Origin of the sequence: Acetobacter syzygii (assembly GCF_000964225.1) — a bacterium.
In the GTDB taxonomy this organism is placed as follows: Bacteria; Pseudomonadota; Alphaproteobacteria; order Acetobacterales; family Acetobacteraceae; genus Acetobacter; species Acetobacter syzygii.
In genome coordinates, this window is the sequence record NZ_BAMZ01000082.1 from 117,640 (window position 1) to 137,223 (window position 19,584).

A 19,584-nucleotide genomic window follows, 5' to 3' on the forward strand; every position below is an offset into this window, starting at 1 on the left:
ACAAAGGATGTAAGGCATGTGGCGCAGACTGGTGGAACCTATGGGGTTCCTGTTTGGGCAAAGGGCGCAGGAGGCCATTCGCCAAGGGGTTGCATTGCCGTTCCAGAACAGTAGCGCTGCGTTCACAACCGTGTTGCTGATTGACGCAGAGCAGGTTGCAGGCCCCATGCCTGTCGGGAATGTGCCCAATACCTGGTTGCCAGTGTTGCAGCGTCTTGTTAACCCCGTACCGGACGCCGGGTTGCCAGCGGGGCCGCTGGTCATGGGTATTCTCAATGCAACGCCCGATAGTTTTAGCTGTGCAGGTCAGCATTTGCAGGCCGGGCAGGCCATACAGGCAGGCCAGCAGATGGTGCGCGATGGTGCCGCCATGCTGGATATAGGGGGGGAGAGTACGCGCCCCGGTGCAGCGGTTATCTCACCCCCGCAGGAGTGGGAGCGTGTTGGTCCAGTTATTGAAGGACTGCGGCAGGCTCTGCCGGATGTGCCGCTTTCGGTAGATACGCGCAATAGTCTGGTCATGGAGCGCGCATTGGCCAGAGGTGTGCAGGTCATTAACGATGTTTCCGCCCTTGAGCATGATGCTGGGGCCCTGCCGCTTCTGGCAGATAAGGATTGCGGGGTTGTGCTTATGCATATGCGCGGCACCCCCCAGACCATGGCGGAGCACGCCCATTATACCGATGTGGCTTGCGAGGTCGTGCGTGAGCTGGGGCAACGGGTGGACGCTGCGGTTGCCGCAGGCATTGCCCGTGCACGGTTGATGGTTGACCCCGGTTTTGGGTTTGCCAAGACCAATGAGCAGAATGTGGTACTGCTACGCCGGGTGTTACTGCTGGCAAACCTTGGGTGCCGGGTTGTGTTCGCCATTTCACGCAAGCGCATGATTGGTGCCCTTACGGGTATTACGGACCCGGCACAGCGCGATAGTGGCACGGTGGCGGCCTCTCTTATGGCCATGCCTTTTGGTAACCCGCTTTTGCGCGTGCACAATGTGGCCAGCATGGCGCAGGGGGTTAAGGTCTGGCAGGGCGTGTATGAGAACTGAACACACAGTACGCTAAAAATATTTTTGTCGCCTGTATGTGGTTTATTCCAAATCAAAACCGTTTTAGGAAAGACCAGCAGGACAGGGTAGGAGTTTCCGCTAGCAACGGCCAGAGTATTCAGGTCCATTGCCGACTGCGGAATGGAATGAGTATTATGAAACGATTTTTCGGAACAGACGGTATTCGTGGTACGGCCAATATTGCCCCCATGACAGTGGAAATTGCCCAAAAGCTCGGGCAGGCAGCAGGGCTGCACTTCCGGCGGGGTGACCACCGGCATTGCGTTCTGCTGGGCAAGGATACCAGACTGTCCGGCTACATGATCGAGAGTGCTCTGGTGGCTGGGTTTTTGTCCGCCGGTATGGACGTTACTCTGGTTGGGCCGCTGCCAACCCCCGCCATCGCCCTGTTAACCCGCTCTCTTCGGGCCGATCTGGGGGTTATGATCTCTGCATCCCACAATCCGTTTGGAGATAACGGGATCAAACTGTTTGGCCCAGATGGCTTCAAGCTCTCCGATCAGGATGAGCGGACCATTGAAGAGATGATGGTTACCGATCTGCACGGCGATATGGCCAGCCCCGAGCATATTGGCCGCGCCTCGCGCCTGAATGATGCCGCCGGGCGGTATATTGAGAGCGCTAAATCTTCCTTCCCCCGCAAACTGCGGCTTGATGGAATGAAAATTGTTATCGACTGTGCCAATGGCTCGGCCTACCGGGTCGCCCCCACCGCTTTGTGGGAGCTTGGGGCCGAGGTTATTCGCATTGGCTGCGACCCCAATGGGGTGAATATTAATGAGCAATGTGGCTCCACACATCCGGAGGCCCTGTGCAGGGCTGTGGTCCAGCATGGCGCGGATCTGGGCATTGCACTGGATGGGGACGCCGACCGCGTTCTGATATCGGATGAAACTGGCCGCCTGATTGATGGCGACCAGATTCTGGCCCTTATCGCCCGGTCATGGACGGCGGAAGGGCGCCTGGTGGGCGATGCCGTTGTGGCAACGGTCATGTCCAACATGGGGCTGGAACGGTTTTTGGAAAAAATGGGCATTGGGCTGGAACGTACAGCCGTTGGTGACCGGCATGTGGTTGAGCGGATGCGCGAGAAAGGCGTGAACGTAGGGGGCGAGCAGTCTGGCCATATGGTGCTGACAGACTTTGCCACCACGGGGGATGGTCTGATTGCCGCCTTGCAGATTCTGGCTGTGCTGGTGGAGTCCGGACGCCCTGCAAGCGAGGTTTGCCGTCTTTTTCAGCCGTTCCCGCAAAAATTGCGCAATGTGCGCTACGCTGGAGCCTGCCCGCTGGATAATGATGAAGTGCGCCAGCGCCAGCATGAGGTGGAACGGACACTCGCAGGTCATGGTCGGCTTTTGCTAAGGCGGAGTGGCACGGAACCGCTGGTACGCGTTATGGCCGAGGCGGAAGATGCCGCATTGGTGGACGAGGCCGTGAACCAGATGTGTGCTGTACTGGAAAAGTAATTCGCTGGGTCAGTTAGCAAAGGTGCATTCATGAATGCTCCCCTTCTCGCGCATCCTAGAGTGCTGTCCATTGCCGGGAGCGATTCTGGCGGAGGGGCGGGTATTCAGGCCGATGTTAAAACCATAACGGCCTTGGGTGGTTATGCCCTGACCGCCATAACGGCCCTGACCGCCCAGAACACACGGGGGGTGCAGGGTATTCTGCCTGTGCCCCCGGCTTTTATCCGTGATCAGATTCGCTGCGTTGTGGACGATATCGGGGTCGATGCGGTTAAAACCGGAATGCTTGGTGGGGTGGCGGAAACACAGGCTGTGGTGGCGGAAATCCACCATATCCGCAACAGTCTGCCCGACCTTGTTGTGGTGGTGGACCCGGTTATGGTTGCCAAAGGCGGGGCTGCCCTTTTAACCGAAGAGGCGGTTGCCTGCCTGCACACAACGCTTTTGCCACTTGCATCGCTCATAACGCCTAATTTGCCGGAGGCGGAAAAACTGACAGGGGTGTCCATCCGGAGCGTGGAGGATATGCGTGCCGCTGCCCAGTGGCTGCACCAGCGCACAGGGGCTGCCGTACTGCTTAAAGGCGGACATATGGAAGGGGAGAGTCTGGTGGATGTTCTGCTGGATTCTGCGGGTTATACCGAGTTTGCGGCACGGCGGATTGCAACCCGGCACACACATGGCACAGGGTGCACCTTAGCCAGTGCTTTGGCCACAAAACTTGCGCAGGGTCTGCCTTTGCCTGATGCGGTCGGCCAGTCCCGCCAGTATGTCCACAATGCTATTAGACATGCGCCAGAACTAGGGAGCGGTGCAGGGCCATTGTGGCATTCCCACGCGTGGTACCCCACCAGTCGGTCCTGAACACTGGATATCTGGCGTAGTTGCAGGCCAGATAAAGATTGTATCCGTTAATCCCCCACCGCCTGTAACTGGAGCGGCGCGTGCTCGGCCGGGACCGGCAGTTGTGCGAGCGTTACCAGTGGCTCTGGCACAGGGCCTGCCTGTGGGTCATGCAGAATATAGCCACGCCCCCATACGGTGGAAATAAGATCCTCAGCTCCAACAGTCTGGAGTTTTTTGCGGAGCTTGCAGATAAACACATCAATAATCTTGATGTCTGGTTCATCCCGCCCACCATACAGATGGTTGAGAAAAGTCTCCTTGGTCTGGGCAATACCCTTGCGCAGCACAAGAAGTTCAAGAATGGCAAATTCCTTGCCGGTCAGGTGGATGGGCCGGTCTTCCACCATCACCGTGTGGTTGTTCAGGTTCAATGTAAGCGGGCCAACCTGCGCAATGGGGTGCGCATAACCGTTGGAACGGCGCAGAATGGCCTGCACACGGGCAATAAGTTCCGCCGTTTCAAAGGGTTCTGCCAGATAATCATCCGCGCCAAGGGCAAATGCCCGGATCTTGGCTTCTGGCGTATCAATGTTGGAAAGAATGATAACGGGTGTTGTAACCTTGAGAGCACGCAGTGTGTTGAGAATGGTGTACCCATCCATATCGGCCAGAGTCATGGTGATAATGGCCAGGCCATAATCATAATTGCGCAGTAACTCGATGGCGTTTTGGCCCGAGCGTGCCAGATCAGCCGCAAAACCAGCTTTTTTCAGGGCGGAAAGAATGGCGCGGCTGGAGGTAAACTTGTCCTCGGCAAACAGAATGCGCATGACGGGCCTCACATAGCTGCAAAAGGTTTACACCTTATGGTTGTATTGAGAATTATGAATGATACCTTTACGTGTTTTTTTAAAAAAATAAACACAAATTCATATTATTTTTATTATTTTAGTAATAACAGATATGTGATTAAGGTATGGCTTGAAGGGGCATATCTGAGAGAGTTTGCTTGATCTCTGATTGAAAACATACATAAAAATCTATCGAAGTGGTATAAATAATTAAGTATTGTTAAGTAATTTACTCACGATAACTTTTTGTTTATGGGCATTTGTATTGAGTATTTCCTAACATAATTGTTGTTTGCAAAAATTTTACAATTTTTGTGCTGTGCTCTTCCCGCTTCTGGCCTGATATGAAAAAAAACAGTCTTGGACTTGTGGCATGGTCAGTCCATTACGGAGCGGGAGCAGGAACACGGTCATGTTGCTAAAAACCGAAGCCGATACGGCACAACTGGCTCGGACTCTGGCTGGTCTGGCCCGCCCGGGAGATGCCATTCTGTTATCTGGCCTGCTGGGGGCAGGCAAAAGCGTGTTTGCCCGTGCTTTTTTGCGCAGCATCTGCGCGGACCCGGCGCTGGAAGTACCAAGCCCGACCTATACGCTGGTGCAGGCATACGATGGCCCGCTGGCAGGCATTTACCATTTTGACCTGTGGCGTCTGGGTAGCCCCGATGAGCTGGACGAGCTGGGCTGGGATGATGCGTGCGAGGGGATAATGCTGGTGGAATGGCCCGAACGGCTGGAAGATATGGTTCCCCCCAACGCCCTGCACATTACGCTTGATGTCAATGCCGATGGCAGCCGCCATGCGCGCTTTACCGGCTGGCCCGAGCGGCTGGGAGCATTGCAGGCCACGGAGCAGGGTAACCGGGCATGAAGCTGGCAACCATACCCGCCCATCTGCCATTTCTGGACCAGCTAGCCGCGCGGTGGATTGCCGCAGCAGGCCACGACCCGGAGGCTATGGGGGAGGGCACAATTGTTCTGCCCGGCCGCCGTGCAGCCCGTGCATTGACCGAAGCCTTTTTGCGGCAGATGGATGGGCGCAGTATGCTCCTGCCCCGCATTATGCCCATTGGCGCTTTGGATGAGACGGAACTTGGCCTGTCCGTCTGTGGCGGGGGAGATGCGCTGTCGCTCCCGCCCGCCGTACCGGCCATGACCCGGCTGGCAGTGCTGACAGTGCTTGTTTTAAAGGCGGATCGGGCCTTTGGAACCCGCCCCACACTGGATCAGGCATGGCCACTGGCCCGCGCGCTGGCGGAATTGATGGACGAGGCAGAGTGGGCGGGTGTTAATCTGCTCGAACGCCTGCCCGATGCCGTGCAGGAAAACTTTGCCGAACACTGGCAGATCATCCTCAATTTTTTGAAGATTGTTACCGGGGAATGGCCCTCGTGGCTGCAAAGTCAGGGGTTGATCAACCCGGTAGCCCGTCAGGTGGCTTTGCTGGCTTCTCAGGCCCGGTTGTGGCGGAGCATGGGGGAGCAGGGGCACACCGCACCATTATGGGCTGCGGGGTTTACCCATGCCATGGCGCCCACGGCGGAGGCCTTGCGGGCCATTCTGTCCTGCCCGGGGGGGAAGGTTATTTTGCCCGGGCTGGATATGCTGATGCCCGAGGACGTGTTCAGTTCCTTGCCCGATAGCCACCCACAGGCCGGGATGAGCCATCTGCTGGCAGCACTGGAGACCCGGCGGCAGGATGTGCAGGTATGGGGTGCAGCCGGTGGCCAGCCAGAACGCGCGGCCGTGTTGTCACGCGTTATGCTGCCTGCTGCTGCACTGGATGACTGGTCAAAGCCCGGCCCGGTAGAGCTTGCGCATGTTAGCCGGTTTGAGGCCGCAGACCAGCAGGAAGAGGCTGTGGCGATCAGCATGATCATGCGTGACGCCATTGAACAGCCCGGCCATCGTGTGGCGCTGGTCACGCCCGACAGGGGGCTGGCCGCCCGTGTGGCCACGGAACTGGAGCGCTGGGGCATTCTGGCTGATGATAGTGCAGGAGCCACGCTGGCAGATACGCCAGCCGCAGTGCTGCTGCGGCTGGTTGCCCAGATGGTGGACAGCCGGTTTACACCAGTGGCTCTGTTGTCCGTGCTCAAACATCCTTTGGTGGCCTGTGGTCTTGCACCGGGGGTGTGCCGCGCTTCCGCCCGTCTGCTTGAGCGCGCGGTGTTACGTGGCCCATCGCCCGCGCCGGGTTTTGCAGGGCTGTGTGCTGCGGTCAGGGACAGGCAGGAACCAAAGCGGGAAAAAGATCGCCAGCGTCTAACGGAGGGCGAGAGCGCGGACCGCCCCTTTGGCCCCGAACCTTTGCCAGACTTCATGGCGCGCCTGGCATGGTGCTTCGAGCCTGTACTGGGCTGGGATCAGGCTGAAGGCGCAGTGCAGGCTGGTGTGGGGGAGATGCAGCATCAGGCCAGCGTACCAGACCTGCTCGAAGCCCTTGTGGCGACTGTGGAACGCCTTGCTGCCTCGGAGGAGGAGAACGCCACAACCCGCCTGTGGAAAGGGGAAGATGGCAGCCTGCTGGCATCCCGCCTGAGCGAGTTGATGCTGGCAACCGATGTGCTGCCACCCCAGCTACCCGCAGTGCTGGATGGGCTGTTAACAGCCGTTCTGGCGCAGGAGCGCGTTCCCACCCGCAGGGGGAACAACCCACAGGCCCTGCACCCGCGTGTGTTAATCTGGGGTCTGTTCGAAGCCCGCCTGCAAACGGCGGAAACCGTTATTCTGGGTGGTCTGTCCGAAGGGGTGTGGCCCCCTGCGCCCGATGCCGGACCGTGGATGAGCCGCCCCATGCGCAAGCGGGTTGGCCTGCCACCGCCCGAACAGGTGGTAGGGCAGGCTGCGCACGATTTTTTTGCCATGGCTACGGCGGCGGAGCGGGTTGTTCTTTCCTCCTCCCGCAGGCGGGAGGGCGCGCCAGTGGTGCCAGCGCGCTGGTTAACCCGGCTGGATGCGTTTTTGGCCGGGTGGGGTGGGCAGGTGCCTGAGCATCCGGTTCTGTCCTGGCTGGCACAGCTGGATCAGCCGGAGGGACCGGCAGTGCCCGTTGCTCCTCCTCGCCCCATGCCAGATGTGGCTTTGCGCCCCCGCCGCCTGAGCGTGACGGAAATTGAAACATGGATGCGTGACCCCTACGCGATTTATGCCCGCCATATTCTGCGCCTTGAGCCACTCGCGGAGCTGGAGGAAGGGGCAGATGCTTCCGATTATGGCATGATCGTGCATGAGGCGCTGGAGCGCTGGGTTAAAACCCACGGAGTGACCTGGCCGGAAAACGCGGAGCAGAAGCTGGTGGAGGTGTTCAAAACCACTCTTGCCAGCCATGCTCTTCGTCCGGCTTTGCAGGCATGGTGGGCGCCCCGGCTGGAGCGGATTGCAGGCTGGGTTGCACAGGCGGAGCAGAAGCGGCGGGAAACCCACGGTCAGCCACAGGCCATTCTGACCGAAATTACAGGCAGCGTGCTTGTTCCCCACGCACCGGGTGGGGCGTTCCGTCTGGTTGGCCGGGCAGACCGGGTGGAACTGGGCGCGCAGGGGCGCGTGGTCGTGCAGGATTACAAGACGGGTATGCTCCCATCCATGCGCGATGTGTTGTCTGGCTGGAGCCCGCAACTACCGCTGGAAGCCGCCATGCTACTGCGGGGCGGGTTTGAGGCCGCACCCAATGTGGCGGATATCGGTGGGCTGGTTTACTGGCGGCTGACCGGCGGGGCAGAGCCGGGGGAGGAGGTCGCTGTGGCTTCCAGGGATTATCCCAGCCTGACGGACCTGGCTGAACAGACATGGGCAAGTCTGCTGGCCCGCATTGCTGCGTACGATAACGCAGCACAACCCTATCTGTCCCACCCGCATCCGGGACAGGAGCCACGGTTTGCGGATTACGCCCGTCTGGCCCGTGTGCCGGAGTGGAACACAGGGCGCACGGAGAGCGACGTATGACCACCAAGACCGCTCACGGCGCATTGCACACCGCTATTGAACAGGCCAACCAGCAGCAGGCCATGGCATCGGACCCTACGGCATCCGTTTTTGTGTCGGCTTCGGCTGGGAGTGGCAAAACCAAACTGCTGATCGACCGTCTGCTCCGGCTGATGTTGCCCCGGGTAGAAGCAGACGGCACCCTTGTGCCCGGCAGCGAGCCAGCACGCATTCTGTGCCTGACCTTTACCAAGGCAGCTGCTGCGGAAATGGCCATTCGCCTGCAAACCCGCCTTGGCCGGTGGGTTACGCTGGCGGATGACCGGCTGGATGCAGAGCTTGCAGCCTTGTTCGTTCCCTGCACACAGCAGACCCGGCGCAAGGCGCGTGCGCTGTTTGCCGAGGTACTGGACCTGCCCGGTGGTATGCGGATTGGCACCATCCATGCGTTCTGCCAGTCGTTGTTACGGCGTTTCCCGCTTGAAGCCTCCATGAACCCGCATTTTACGGTCATGGAAGAAACCGATGCGGCTTTAGCCCTGCAAAGCTGTGTGGAAACGGTTCTCGGCGGGCAGGCGCCCAGTACGGTGGCTCCCTTGGCCGGGCAGATCGGGTTGGGAGATTTTATTGCGCTGGCAGGCACCTTGCGCCGGGCCGAACGCGCGCAGGCCGCACGGGCACTGGTCAGCACACAGCCCGAGCAGGCACAGGCTCTGCTGTGCCGGGTGCTCCAGTTGCCCCCAACGGCCCTGCTCCATTCAGATGATGCCGTTTTGCAGGCGGCCTGCACGGAGTTTCCAACCGAGGCCACTTTGCGTACGCACTTACCCGTACTGGTTGCCGAAGGGTCTGCCACCGTTAAGGACAATGTGCAGACCCTGCTGGACTGGCTGGCCCTGCCACCGCAGGAGCGGGCCAGCCAGTGGAGCGTGTGGCGCAATGGCCTGCTGACCAAGGATGGCAAGCTGCGTAGCCGTGGCCTGTTGTCCGCCAAACTGGCGGAAAAACATACAACGCTGGCCGATGCGCTGCAAAAAGAGGCCGAGCGCATTGTGGCGGTGGAAGAGGGCATGAACGCCCGGCAGCTGGCGCGTCTGGGAACTGCGCTGCTTAAAATGGCCGCTCCCGTTGCCAATCTGTTTGACCAGCGCAAGGCCATGCAGGGGCAGATGGAGTATGATGATCTGATCCACCGCACCCTTTCGCTCCTGCGGGAGCCGGGGGCGGCATGGGTGCTGTACAAGCTGGATGGGGGCATAGACCATCTGCTGCTGGATGAGGTGCAGGATACATCCCCCGAACAATGGCGGATTGCGGGTGATCTGACCGAAGAGTTTTTTGCCGGTGAGGGCGCAAGGAGCGAGGAGCAAAATCCGCGTACCGTATTTGCAGTCGGGGACTACAAACAGTCCATCTACGGTTTTCAGGGGGCAGACCCGGAGGCATTCCAGAGCTGGCGGACCCGTTTCAAGCAGCGCGCACAGGGTGCAGGGCTGCCGTGGCGGGAGCCGGAACTTACGGTTTCCTTCCGCTCCACGGCGCCGGTTCTGCAACTGGTTGATGCTGTATTTGCCGATGCACAGGCCGCCCAAGGGGTGGCGGAGGAGCAGGGGCGGTCCATGCAGCATATTACCGCCCGCCCCGGGCAGGGGGGGCGCGTAGAGCTCTGGCCACTGGCAGAAGCCGAAGGCGCGGAGGAAAGCATAAGCCCGTGGGAGCCTCCGGCCGAAAACGCGACCCGCCAGAGCCCAAGGCAGAAACTCGCCGATGCCTTGGCCAGCGCAATCGCGCACGAACTGGCTGCCTCCCCCATGCAGGGGCAAAAACCCCTGACTCCAGCCGATGTGCTGGTACTGGTTCCGCGCCGATCCTCCTTTGTGCCGTTGCTGGTGCGTGCGCTTAAAGGGCACAACATTCCGGTGGCAACGCTTGTGCGTACAGGTCTGGCAGACCAGCTGGCAGTGCAGGACCTTATGGCCCTGTGTGCGGCCCTGCTGCTCCCGCAGGATGACCTGACCCTGGCCTGTGTGCTCACATCCCCCCTTGGTGGACTGTCGGATGATAGCATGATGGCGCTTGCCGTAGGGCGTGCGCCCGGGGTGCCTCTGTGGTCCACCTTGCGCGAGCGGCACATGCAGCGGCCGGAGTGGGCACAGGCGTGGCAGATGCTCAATACCTTGTTTGGCAGGGTGGATTACCTGACCCCGTATGAACTGCTGGGTGCGGCCCTTGGCCAGCAGGGGGGGCGTGCACGCCTGCTGGCGCGGCTGGGGCCGGATGCGGCAGAACCTATAGACGAACTGCTCTCCGCCGCCTTGCGGTATCAGGAGCAGCATCCGCCATCCCTACAAGGGTTTCTGCACTGGCTCCGTCATTCGGAGGAAACCGTAAAGCGTGAGGCCGAGGCCGGAGGCAACGCCGTGCGGGTAATGACGGCGCATGGCTCCAAGGGGTTACAGGCCCGTCTGGTCATTCTGCCCGATACGGTTGGCACGCCACGATTTGAGGACCGGCTGTTCTGGGCGCAGGATCAGCAGACAGGGGTGGATGTTCCGCTCTATGTGCCGCGCAATGCGCTGTCTGTGGGGTTAACCCGCAGCCTGTACGAAAGTATGCGGCAAAAGGCGATAGAGGAATATAATCGCCTGCTTTATGTGGCTTTGACCCGTGCCGCTGACCGGCTTGTGGTGTGCGGGTGGAAGCCCGGCCGCACCGTGCCGCCGGAAAGCTGGTACGAACGCTGTCGTCTGGGGTTTGAGCGCGCCGGGGCAGAGGTGCGGGACTGGAGCCTGGGTGACTGGCCGGGTAAAATGCTGGTGCTGGAGGAACAGGCCGCACCTGCCCGGAATGTGCCAGCCCCAGTGGCCAGTCCCACCAGCGGGCAGGCCGGGTCCGTAGCTCCGGCATGTGTGCAGGGGTTACCCGGTTGGGTAGGGCAGGCTCCCCTGTGGCGGTCCAGCCCACCAGTGGCTGAAGGCCCTCTGGCTCGCCCTCTGGCTCCGAGCAGGCCGGACGATACCATGCTTGGCCCATTGCCCCCTGCGCGCTCGCCACTGGATGTGGTTGCGGTGACTCCCGCCAAAGCGCGGGAGGCCGCGTTCCGTAAGGGCAATCTGGTACATTCGCTGTTGCAGTTTTTGCCGGAGCACCCGGCCGCCACGCAGGAGGCGCTGGCCCAAAGCTGGCTGGCCCGCCCTGCCTCCGGCCTAAGCACGGAGGAAGCAGCCCACCTTGCCGCACAGATTGTGGCCGTGCTGCGTATGCCAGAACTGGTGGATCTGTTTACCCCCCATGCCCGGGCCGAGCAGCGGCTGGCCGGTGTTGCAGGGGAGCAGGTTATTGTGGGGCAGGTGGACCGTATGTGCGTTCTGCCCGACCGGGTTGTGGTGTGCGATTATAAAAGTGGTCGCCACGCGCCACGCACGGTGGCGCAAACGCCGGTGCTATATTTGCGCCAGATGGCCGCTTACCGGGCTTTGCTGCAAGGACTTTGGCCGGGCCGGGAGGTGGTTTGCGTTCTGGTCTGGACCGAGGTGCCGCGTGCAGACCTGCTGCCTGCCACACTGCTGGACCGCCACGCACCGAAGCCGCACGGTGGGTTGGCATCTTGACCACGGCGCACGCCGCCTTAAGTGTTAGGTAACCCCGGTCTGGTGGTGCGCACCCCATGGTCCGCACGACAGGGCCTGATTTGATGGACAGCTTGTGGTGCTCCAGCACCCAGCAGAAGGAAACCAGTCATGAGTGAACATACGCTTGCTGTCAGCGATTCCAGCTTTGATTCCGCCGTGCTCAAGGCATCTGGCCTTGTTCTGGTGGATTTTTGGGCGGAATGGTGTGGTCCGTGCAAAATGATCGGCCCGGCGCTGGAAGAAATTGGCAAGGACATGCAGGGCAAGGTTACGGTCGCAAAGATCAATATTGATGACAACCCTGTAACACCCAACACCTATGGTGTCCGTTCCATTCCCACCCTTATGCTGGTGCGTGATGGCAAGGTGGTGGACACAAAGGTCGGTGCCCTGCCCAAAAGCCAGCTTAAGGCATGGGTTGAAGGCGCTCTTTAAACCCCTCTGGAACACGGGCGGAGGGGGCGCGTTCAGTCTGCGCCACCTTGCCCGGACAGGGGCTGTTTTTTCATAATGACTTGGCAGATTGGTGTTGCCCGCGTAATGCAACCACGCAGGCGGGCAGGGTCCGCGTTGTCAGTTTAGTGCAGTTACAGGGTTCAAAATGAGCTGGATCACCGAATACGTCCGTCCTAAAATCCGCGGCCTTTTGCGCCGTGATGTGCCGGATAACCTGTGGACCACCTGTGATTCGTGCTCCCAGATGGTTCTGACCAAGGAGCTGCGCAAGGCGCAGAATGTCTGCCCGCACTGTGGGCACCACATGCGCGTTCTGGTCAATGACCGTCTGGCATGGACCTTTGATAATGGCGAGTTCACCCGTATTGAACTGCCCTTGGCTCCCGTGGACCCGCTGGGCTTCCGGGACCAGAAAAAATATACCGACCGCCTGAAGGATGCGCGGGCCAAAAGCCATCTGGACGAATCTCTGGTAGTCGCCCATGGCACCATTGGCGGGCATAATGCCGTTGTGGGCGTTATGGCGTTTGAATTTATGGCAGGCACCATGGGTGCAGCATTTGGTGAACGGTTTGTGGCTGCTGCCCGGCTGGCCATTTTGCAAAAATCCCCGCTGGTGGTGTTTACCGCCTCCGGTGGTGCACGGATGCAGGAAGGTGTGATCAGCCTTATGCAAATGCCCCGTACAACCGTTGCCGTGCAGATGCTGCGCGATGCGGGGCTGCCTTATATTGTGGTGCTGACCAACCCGACCACGGGGGGTGTTACGGCATCCTTCGCCATGCTGGGGGATGTGCAGATCGGGGAGCCCAATGCCCTGATCGGCTTTGCCGGTCCCCGCGTTATTCAGGACACCGTGCGTGAGAAGCTGCCAGAAGGCTTCCAGCGGTCCGAATATCTGGTCGAACACGGTATGCTGGACATGGTTGTGGCCCGCAAGGATCTGCCAGCCACTCTGGCGCGCCTGATCGGGCTGCTCACCCATGCACCAGCCGATGTTAAAGCACCGCCGCCCAAGGCTGTTGCCACCCCTGCCGCTGCTGCCGAGTAAAAACACCCATGGTTCAGTCCCCGCCCGGTGCGCCTTCCCCCGTGCCTGAATTTACTGGTCGCACCGGGGAGGTGCTGCAACGGCTGAACCATCTTTACCCCGCCTTAATTGACCTTTCGCTTGGGCGGCTGGAGGGGCTACTGGCCCGCCTGGGTAACCCGGAGCGGCAGTTGCCGCCGGTTATCCATGTGGCAGGCACTAACGGCAAAGGCAGCACCTGCGCCACTTTGCGTGCCATAGCCGAGGCCGCGGGCTGGCGTGTGCATGTTATGACATCTCCCCATCTGGTGGATGTGACCGAACGGTTCCGGATTGCTGGCAGGCTGGTGAGCGAGACGGAACTGGTGGCAACGCTGGAAGACATTGAGCGGGTCAACAATGGCGCGCCCATTACGGTGTTTGAGGTACTGACAGCCGCAGGCTTTGTGCTGTTTGCCCGCCACCCGGCAGAACTGGCCATTATAGAGGTCGGGCTTGGTGGGCGGTGCGATGCCACCAATGTACTCCAGCACCCCGCCGCGTGCATTGTAACCTCCATCTCGCGCGATCATGAGGCATTTCTGGGGGATTCTCTGGCGGCGATTGCGGCGGAAAAAGCTGGTATTTTTAAACCCGCCGTACCTGCCGTAACCGGTTTCCAGCCAGATGAGGTCATGCAGGTTCTCGCTGCTCAGGCACAGGCTGTGGGTGCGCCTCTGGCGCGGCGGGGTGTGGAGTGGGATATTGCACCACAGACATTGCCCCCGCAGGCAGAAAAACCAGCCGGACTCCGCCTGAACGATGCGCAGGGAATACTGGACCTGCCCATGCCAGCCCTTGCTGGGCCATGGCAGATGGAAAACGCCGGTCTGGCGGTTGAGGCCCTGCGTCTGTCGGGGCTGAACGTACCACAGGCGGCATGGCAGGGTGTGGGGCATGTGCAGTGGCCTGCGCGTATGCAGCGCCTGCATGGTGCGCTGGCTGCCCTGCTCCCCGCAGGGTGGGAACTGTGGCTTGATGGCGGGCATAACCCCGGTGCCGGTGCCGCGCTGGCACAGGAACTGGTGCGCTGGAAAGACCGCCCCCTGCATGTGCTGGTCGGTATGAAGCAGACCAAGGATGCCTCAGGCTTTTTAGGCCCGATTCTCCCTTATGCGGATGATCTGTGGGCAATCTGCGAACCTGAACAGCATCTGGCGTTGCCGGTGCAGGCCATTGTGGAGGCTTCTGGCGGTAAGGCGCATATTGGCCCCACGCTTGCGCAGGCACTTCATGCGCTTGTGGCGCAGGCTGGCGGCAAGCCCGCCCGGGTGCTTATCTGCGGCAGCCTGTATCTGGCTGGTGTGGCGCTCAGGCAGGATGGGTGGGTCGCAGCCTGATCACAGGCTATGCCACAAACCAGCCTGCTGTACGGCTAATGCCCGTGCCCCGGTAGGGTCGGGCTGATGCCGCATGAGGCAATAAAACTTTAAAGGGGAGAAAAAGTGGTGCCCCCATTCAGATTTGAACTGAAGACCTACCGCTTACAAGGCGGTTGCTCTACCACTGAGCTATAAGGGCACACGCACACATTCTGTGTAAGGCCGGACTATAAGCGATAAAAGGGTAAAAGCGTCAAGTCCTGTTTTTTGGAATAATCGCGCTTTTTTTGTCCCACACACATATTGCATCGTTTTCAACGGTGGCGCATCTAGGCGGACATGCCGCACGCGACCAAAAGCCCCGCCCCCGCTCTGTTTCTGCACGATAGCCAGCGCCGCGCGACTGTGCCGTTCCAGCCGCTCGATCCAGCGCATATCAAGGTCTATTACTGTGGCCCCACGGTGTATGATCTGGCGCATATTGGTAATCTGCGCGCCATGCTTACGGCGGATGTGCTGGTCAGGCTTTTGCGCAACCTGTATCCCCGCGTCACATTCGTGCGCAATATTACCGATGTAGATGACAAGATTACGGCCCGCGCCCGCGCTAACGGGGAGGATATAGGCTCCCTGACCCAGCGCACAACGGCAGAATTTCATCAGGACCTTGCCGCCCTTGGTGTGCTCCCGCCCGATATAGAACCCCGCGCGACCCATAATATAGGCGAAATGCAGGCCATGATTGCCCGCCTGATCGAAAACGGTCATGCGTACGAGGCTCAGGGCCATGTGCTGTTTGCTGTTGGGTCCTTTCCTTCCTACGGCGCGCTCTCCGGCCGGAACCCGGAGGAGCTGGAAGCTGGCGCACGCGTGGAAGTCGCTCCTTACAAAAAAGCCCCGGGGGACTTTGTGCTGTGGAAGCCATCAGACGCGGACCAGCCGGGCTGGGACAGCCCATGGGGGCGTGGGCGGCCAGGGTGGCATATTGAATGTTCGGCCATGTCGCACCGGTATCTGGGCGATAGTTTTGATATTCATGGTGGTGGGTCGGACCTGCTTTTTCCACACCACGAGAACGAACGCGCGCAAAGCCTGTGCTGCTTTCCGCACAGCCAGTTTGCCAATTACTGGGTGCATAACGCCATGCTTCTGGTGGATGGCGAGAAAATGTCCAAATCACTGGGCAACTTCCTGACCATCCGCGATGTGCTGGCACAGGCCCCGGCAGAAGCCCTGCGGCTGTTGCTGCTGGGGGCGCATTACCGTTCCACACTCAATTACACACAGGCGGGTCTGAACGAAGCACGCAAGACGCTGGATCGATTCTACCGCGCCCTGTCCAGTGTGGAAGATGTGCCAGATGCACCTGTGCCGCTAACGGTCCGCGCCGCGCTGGAAGATGACCTGAACACGCCCAAGGCTATTGCCGAACTGCATGTGCTGGCGAATCAGGCCATGGGGGGGGACAGGCAGGCCGCAGGTGCGCTCAAGGCTGGTGGTGGTCTGTTGGGGCTGTTGCAGGATGATCCGGTGCAATGGTTCAGAGGCGATGCCTCAGCGGAAGAAGACGCAGCAATCGAAGTTTTGATAACCGAACGTCTGGCCGCCAAAAAAGCGCGCGATTTTGCAAAGGCCGATGCCCTGCGCGACCAGTTGCAGGCACAGGGCATTGTGCTGGAAGATACCAAAGACGGAACAAGCTGGAGGCGCGCATGACCGGCCGGGACGGCGGAGCACCGCTGGAGCCTTTGGGCAACACCCCTGTTGTTATTCTGGTCCGGCCGCAAATGGCCGAGAACATTGGCACGACGGCCCGGGCCATGGCCAATGGTGGTCTGTTCCACCTCCGCCTTGTTAGCCCGCGTGATGGCTGGCCGCAGGACCGTGCATGGCGTACGGCTTCCGGCGCTGACCGTATTCTGGAAGCCGCCACGGTGCACGACAGCGTGGACGACGCCATAGCCGATCTGCACCATGTCTATGCAACCTGCCCCCGACCGCGCCACATTGTCAAAACGGTTATGACCGCACGCGGTGGGGCTGCGGAACTGCGGGCCGCCACCCAGCGTGGGCTTAAGGTCGGGCTGATGTTTGGTCCCGAACGCGCGGGGTTGGATAATGAGGATATGGCGCGTGCGGATGCGTTAATCCGTTATCCGCTTAATCCAACCTTTATGTCGCTCAATCTGGCGCAGGCGGTCATGATTATGGCGTATGAATGGTGGATGGCAGCAGATGCCACGCCCCCACGTACGCTGATGACCAACGAGACACACGTTGCCACCAAGGGCGAGCTTGAAAACTTTATGGGCCACCTTGTGCGGGAACTGGACGATTGTGGGTTTTTGCGGAACGCGCAGAAGCGGCCCGGCATGGTCCGTAATCTGCGGCACTTTTTTACACGTGGTGAAGTTACGGAGCAGGAACTGCGGACCCTGCATGGTGTTGTGCGCGAGCTTGCACACCCACGCCGCGCGGAGGACTAGCCACAAAGGCCTGTAAGACCATTGGTGCGCTCTGGCGCATGGTCTGTCCGGTCGGTCAGACCTCCAGCAGGGCTGTCATGGGGGTTATGTAAAAATTAACGGGGTATGTTGCCTGCTGGCGCGTCTGTTGGGCAGGCGCGCCAGGTGCAAGGCAGAGTATCAGTCTGCGGCAAGGGCCATAAGCTGCTGGCCCATGGCTTTGCCCACATGGTCTTCGACCGCAGCGGTAATCTTGTCCGCCTGTTTGGCAAAAATATGATCCGCTTCGGGGTATACGCGGTAGTCCACTGCAACGCCCTTCTGGGTGTTCAGCTTATCCACCAGTTTATGAATGGCGGGCTCGGGTGCCATGTCATCCTTGCCACCGGCAATCATAAGCCCGCCGCATGGACAGGGGGCCAGAAAGCCAAAGTCATAATGCGCGGCAGGGGGCGCAATGCTGATCCAGCCGGTAATTTCAGGCCGACGCATCAGCAACTGCATACCAACAAACGCCCCGAACGAGTACCCGGCAATCCACAGACCGCTGGCATTGGGGTTGATCATCTGCATCCAGTCAAGAGCTGCGGCAGCGTCGGAAATTTCGCCAATGCCACCATCAAACCGTCCTTGCGAACGACCAACTCCGCGGGAGTTGTAGCGCATGACGGAAAACCCCATTTTTTCGAACGTACGGTACAGGGCGTATGTAATCCGGTTGTTCATGGTGCCGCCGTGCAGCGGGTGTGGGTGCAGCACGAGGGCAAGCGGGGCGTTGGGCTCGTTTGAGTGGTGATAACGCCCTTCAAGACGTCCATCCGGGCCGGCAAACATAACCTCAGGCATGTAGGTTCCGCTTGATCTTGGAGAGGCGTCCGCGGGCATGACGCTTCCGGGTTTGATAACTGCCCCGTCGGGGAACGATGCCACGTTCCGGGTCGGAACATGCGGGCAAGGGTAAGACCCGCAAGCTTTAACGTTCAGTCAGCCCATCTCCTTTTTCCGCTTCTGGGGAAAAACGGAAAAAGGAGCGGATTCAGACACATGGTGTCTGCCCCATTGCCAGAAAAGGGGGAAAGGCACACTCTGGCGTTGACCTTGCGTAAAACGCAGGCATAATCAGGCGGGGTATTATCCGTGAATGCCGCGTACGCGGGAGAACCCGTTTCCAGCCTGCTGTATTCATTGTGCCCTGTGGTGCTGACCATGTGGCACTCTATAGCGGTTGCGGGGCCAGAATTTCCACATAAATCGTGACAAGGGCTGTTCTGCACGGTCTGCAAAGAGTGCAGTTCTGGTAGGGTAACGGGTAGATAAAACGTATGAATAAAAAAACAGACGCTTGGGCAAAGGGTTTTTCCCAACCTGTTTATCTGGATGCCAATGCGACCGAACCGCTGCGCCCCCTGGCCCGCGCGGCCATGCTGGAGGCGGCGGAACTTACGGGGAATCCATCTTCCGTGCATCAGGCCGGGCGGCGTGCGCGCGCCGTGCTGGAGGATGCGCGGAACACACTGGCCCAGCGTATGGGCGTTGCCCCCCTGAACTGCGTGTTTACCTCGGGCGGTACGGAAGCCAATGTTCTGGCCATGCACGGGCTTGGGCAGGGGCGGCGCTTTCTTGTTGGCCGTACCGAGCATGATGCGGTGCGCAAAGGTGCGCCCGATGGGGCAGACGTAGCATGGCTGGAGGTGGATGCCAGCGGGCAGATCCGGCTGGACCTGCTGGAAGCAGCATTGCAGACCCACGAGTCGCCCGCGTTTGTCTGCCTGATGCTGGCGAATAATGAGACAGGTGTCCTGCATCCCATGGCCGAGGTTGCCCGCCTGTGCCGCCAGCATGGTGCGCATTTGCATGTGGATGCGGTGCAGGCCGCAGGCCGCATGGCGCTGAATGTGGAGGAACTGGGGGCTGATAGTCTGGCCTGTTCCGGCCACAAAATGGGTGGGCCAAAAGGCGCGGGAGCGCTGCTGCTGCGTGGGCCTGCCCCCCGGCCTTTGGTCCCTCTGTTTGATGGCGGGGGGCAGGAGCAGGGGCGCAGGGGGGGCACGCCGCCACTGCCAGCCATTGCAGGGCTGGCCGCAGCCCTGTGCGATGCGTTGGACACCCCGCGCGATCTGGCCCCCTTGCGCAACAGGCTGGAGCAGGCGGCACAGGCTGTGGGGGCTGTTGTGTGCGGTGCGGGGGCACCCCGCTTGGGCAACACGGCTTCGCTGGCGCTTCCCGGTCGGCGTGCGCAGGGGCAGCTTATGCGGCTCGATCTGGATGGCATTTGCGTTTCTGCCGGTTCGGCCTGTTCATCTGGCAAGGTTGCATTTTCCCATGTGCTGGATGCCATGGGGCTGGGGGATCTGGCCGGGCAGGCCATTCGTGTGTCCCTGCCGTGGTCGGTCGAGGAAGCGGATGTGGAGCGGTTTATGCAAAGCTATGCACGCATGGCGGCCGGAGCCGGTCTGGCTATGGTGGAGTAAGAGAACGGGT

The 19,584-nt window shown here is 60.3% G+C and carries 14 protein-coding genes and 1 tRNA gene; 12 read left to right on the forward strand and 3 right to left on the reverse strand.

Features of this window, described 5'->3' with window-relative positions; translation table 11 throughout:
- The first annotated feature begins 16 nt into the window (after positions 1-16).
- From folP to thiD, 3 genes are all read left to right on the forward strand, one after another.
- On the forward strand, positions 17-1,048 hold the full coding sequence (folP, locus tag Absy_RS12325; RefSeq protein ID WP_048855040.1) for a dihydropteroate synthase: 1,032 nt from the start codon (positions 17-19) through the stop codon (positions 1,046-1,048).
- 146 nt (positions 1,049-1,194) lie between these two features.
- Positions 1,195-2,538: a phosphoglucosamine mutase gene (gene glmM, locus Absy_RS12330; protein ID WP_048855041.1), complete on the forward strand. Its 1,344-nt coding sequence runs from the start codon at positions 1,195-1,197 to the stop codon at positions 2,536-2,538.
- 30 nt (positions 2,539-2,568) lie between these two features.
- Positions 2,569-3,402, forward strand: coding sequence for a bifunctional hydroxymethylpyrimidine kinase/phosphomethylpyrimidine kinase (gene thiD, locus Absy_RS12335; RefSeq protein ID WP_048855042.1), 834 nt, complete (start codon positions 2,569-2,571; stop codon positions 3,400-3,402).
- A 47-nt stretch (positions 3,403-3,449) separates the two neighbouring features.
- Here thiD and Absy_RS12340 read toward each other — a convergent pair whose 3' ends face one another.
- Positions 3,450-4,214, reverse strand: coding sequence for a response regulator transcription factor (locus Absy_RS12340; RefSeq protein WP_048855043.1), 765 nt, complete (start codon positions 4,212-4,214; stop codon positions 3,450-3,452).
- A gap of 433 nt (positions 4,215-4,647) precedes the next feature.
- Here Absy_RS12340 and tsaE point away from each other — a divergent pair, with 433 nt between their 5' ends.
- From tsaE to Absy_RS12370, 6 genes are all read left to right on the forward strand, one after another.
- Positions 4,648-5,106 (forward strand): tRNA (adenosine(37)-N6)-threonylcarbamoyltransferase complex ATPase subunit type 1 TsaE, encoded by a 459-nt coding sequence (gene tsaE, locus Absy_RS12345; RefSeq protein WP_084597186.1) that lies wholly within the window; start codon positions 4,648-4,650, stop codon positions 5,104-5,106.
- Entirely contained in the window at positions 5,103-8,180 is a 3,078-nt protein-coding gene (addB, locus tag Absy_RS12350; protein WP_048855045.1) for a double-strand break repair protein AddB, read from the forward strand. Before tsaE ends, addB begins: the two co-directional genes overlap by 4 nt.
- Positions 8,177-11,770, forward strand: coding sequence for a double-strand break repair helicase AddA (gene addA / locus Absy_RS12355; protein ID WP_048855046.1), 3,594 nt, complete (start codon positions 8,177-8,179; stop codon positions 11,768-11,770). The genes addB and addA overlap by 4 nt, the downstream gene beginning before the upstream one ends.
- 129 nt (positions 11,771-11,899) lie before the next feature.
- The gene (gene trxA / locus Absy_RS12360; protein ID WP_048855047.1) at positions 11,900-12,226 is read left to right on the forward strand and encodes a thioredoxin TrxA; all 327 of its coding nucleotides are present in this window, start codon (positions 11,900-11,902) and stop codon (positions 12,224-12,226) included.
- Positions 12,227-12,392: 166 nt separating this feature from the next.
- Positions 12,393-13,298, forward strand: a complete 906-nt coding sequence (gene accD, locus Absy_RS12365; protein WP_048855048.1) for an acetyl-CoA carboxylase, carboxyltransferase subunit beta — start codon at positions 12,393-12,395, stop codon at positions 13,296-13,298.
- Between the two features lie 8 nt (positions 13,299-13,306).
- Entirely contained in the window at positions 13,307-14,656 is a 1,350-nt protein-coding gene (locus Absy_RS12370; RefSeq protein WP_048855049.1) for a bifunctional folylpolyglutamate synthase/dihydrofolate synthase, read from the forward strand.
- A 106-nt stretch (positions 14,657-14,762) separates the two neighbouring features.
- On the opposite strand, the gene Absy_RS12375 is transcribed toward Absy_RS12370, so the two are convergent.
- Positions 14,763-14,837 (reverse strand) — tRNA-Thr (locus tag Absy_RS12375).
- Between the two features lie 140 nt (positions 14,838-14,977).
- Here Absy_RS12375 and cysS point away from each other — a divergent pair.
- Together cysS and Absy_RS12385 are read left to right on the forward strand one after the other, a co-directional pair.
- Positions 14,978-16,354 (forward strand): cysteine--tRNA ligase, encoded by a 1,377-nt coding sequence (cysS, locus tag Absy_RS12380; protein ID WP_048855050.1) that lies wholly within the window; start codon positions 14,978-14,980, stop codon positions 16,352-16,354.
- On the forward strand, positions 16,351-17,124 hold the full coding sequence (locus Absy_RS12385; protein ID WP_048855051.1) for an RNA methyltransferase: 774 nt from the start codon (positions 16,351-16,353) through the stop codon (positions 17,122-17,124). Before cysS ends, Absy_RS12385 begins: the two co-directional genes overlap by 4 nt.
- A gap of 159 nt (positions 17,125-17,283) precedes the next feature.
- On the opposite strand, the gene Absy_RS12390 is transcribed toward Absy_RS12385, so the two are convergent.
- Complete coding sequence (locus tag Absy_RS12390) at positions 17,284-17,949, reverse strand: alpha/beta hydrolase (protein ID WP_048855052.1); 666 nt, start codon at positions 17,947-17,949, stop codon at positions 17,284-17,286.
- A 476-nt stretch (positions 17,950-18,425) separates the two neighbouring features.
- Between Absy_RS12390 and Absy_RS12395 the strand changes: the two genes are divergently transcribed.
- Positions 18,426-19,574: a cysteine desulfurase family protein gene (locus tag Absy_RS12395; RefSeq protein ID WP_048855053.1), complete on the forward strand. Its 1,149-nt coding sequence runs from the start codon at positions 18,426-18,428 to the stop codon at positions 19,572-19,574.
- Positions 19,575-19,584 lie beyond the last annotated feature (10 nt).

Bases quoted from the DNA above. Each gene is read 5' to 3' on its own strand.
- folP (WP_048855040.1), top strand. From the start codon at position 17: ATGTGGCGCAGACTGGTGGAACCTATGGGGTTCCTGTTTGGGCAAAGG.
- glmM (WP_048855041.1), top strand. From the start codon at position 1,195: ATGAGTATTATGAAACGATTTTTCGGAACAGACGGTATTCGTGGTACG.
- thiD (WP_048855042.1), top strand. From the start codon at position 2,569: ATGAATGCTCCCCTTCTCGCGCATCCTAGAGTGCTGTCCATTGCCGGG.
- Absy_RS12340 (WP_048855043.1), bottom strand. From the start codon at position 4,214: ATGCGCATTCTGTTTGCCGAGGACAAGTTTACCTCCAGCCGCGCCATT.
- tsaE (WP_084597186.1), top strand. From the start codon at position 4,648: ATGTTGCTAAAAACCGAAGCCGATACGGCACAACTGGCTCGGACTCTG.
- addB (WP_048855045.1), top strand. From the start codon at position 5,103: ATGAAGCTGGCAACCATACCCGCCCATCTGCCATTTCTGGACCAGCTA.
- addA (WP_048855046.1), top strand. From the start codon at position 8,177: ATGACCACCAAGACCGCTCACGGCGCATTGCACACCGCTATTGAACAG.
- trxA (WP_048855047.1), top strand. From the start codon at position 11,900: ATGAGTGAACATACGCTTGCTGTCAGCGATTCCAGCTTTGATTCCGCC.
- accD (WP_048855048.1), top strand. From the start codon at position 12,393: ATGAGCTGGATCACCGAATACGTCCGTCCTAAAATCCGCGGCCTTTTG.
- Absy_RS12370 (WP_048855049.1), top strand. From the start codon at position 13,307: ATGGTTCAGTCCCCGCCCGGTGCGCCTTCCCCCGTGCCTGAATTTACT.
- cysS (WP_048855050.1), top strand. From the start codon at position 14,978: ATGCCGCACGCGACCAAAAGCCCCGCCCCCGCTCTGTTTCTGCACGAT.
- Absy_RS12385 (WP_048855051.1), top strand. From the start codon at position 16,351: ATGACCGGCCGGGACGGCGGAGCACCGCTGGAGCCTTTGGGCAACACC.
- Absy_RS12390 (WP_048855052.1), bottom strand. From the start codon at position 17,949: ATGCCTGAGGTTATGTTTGCCGGCCCGGATGGACGTCTTGAAGGGCGT.
- Absy_RS12395 (WP_048855053.1), top strand. From the start codon at position 18,426: ATGAATAAAAAAACAGACGCTTGGGCAAAGGGTTTTTCCCAACCTGTT.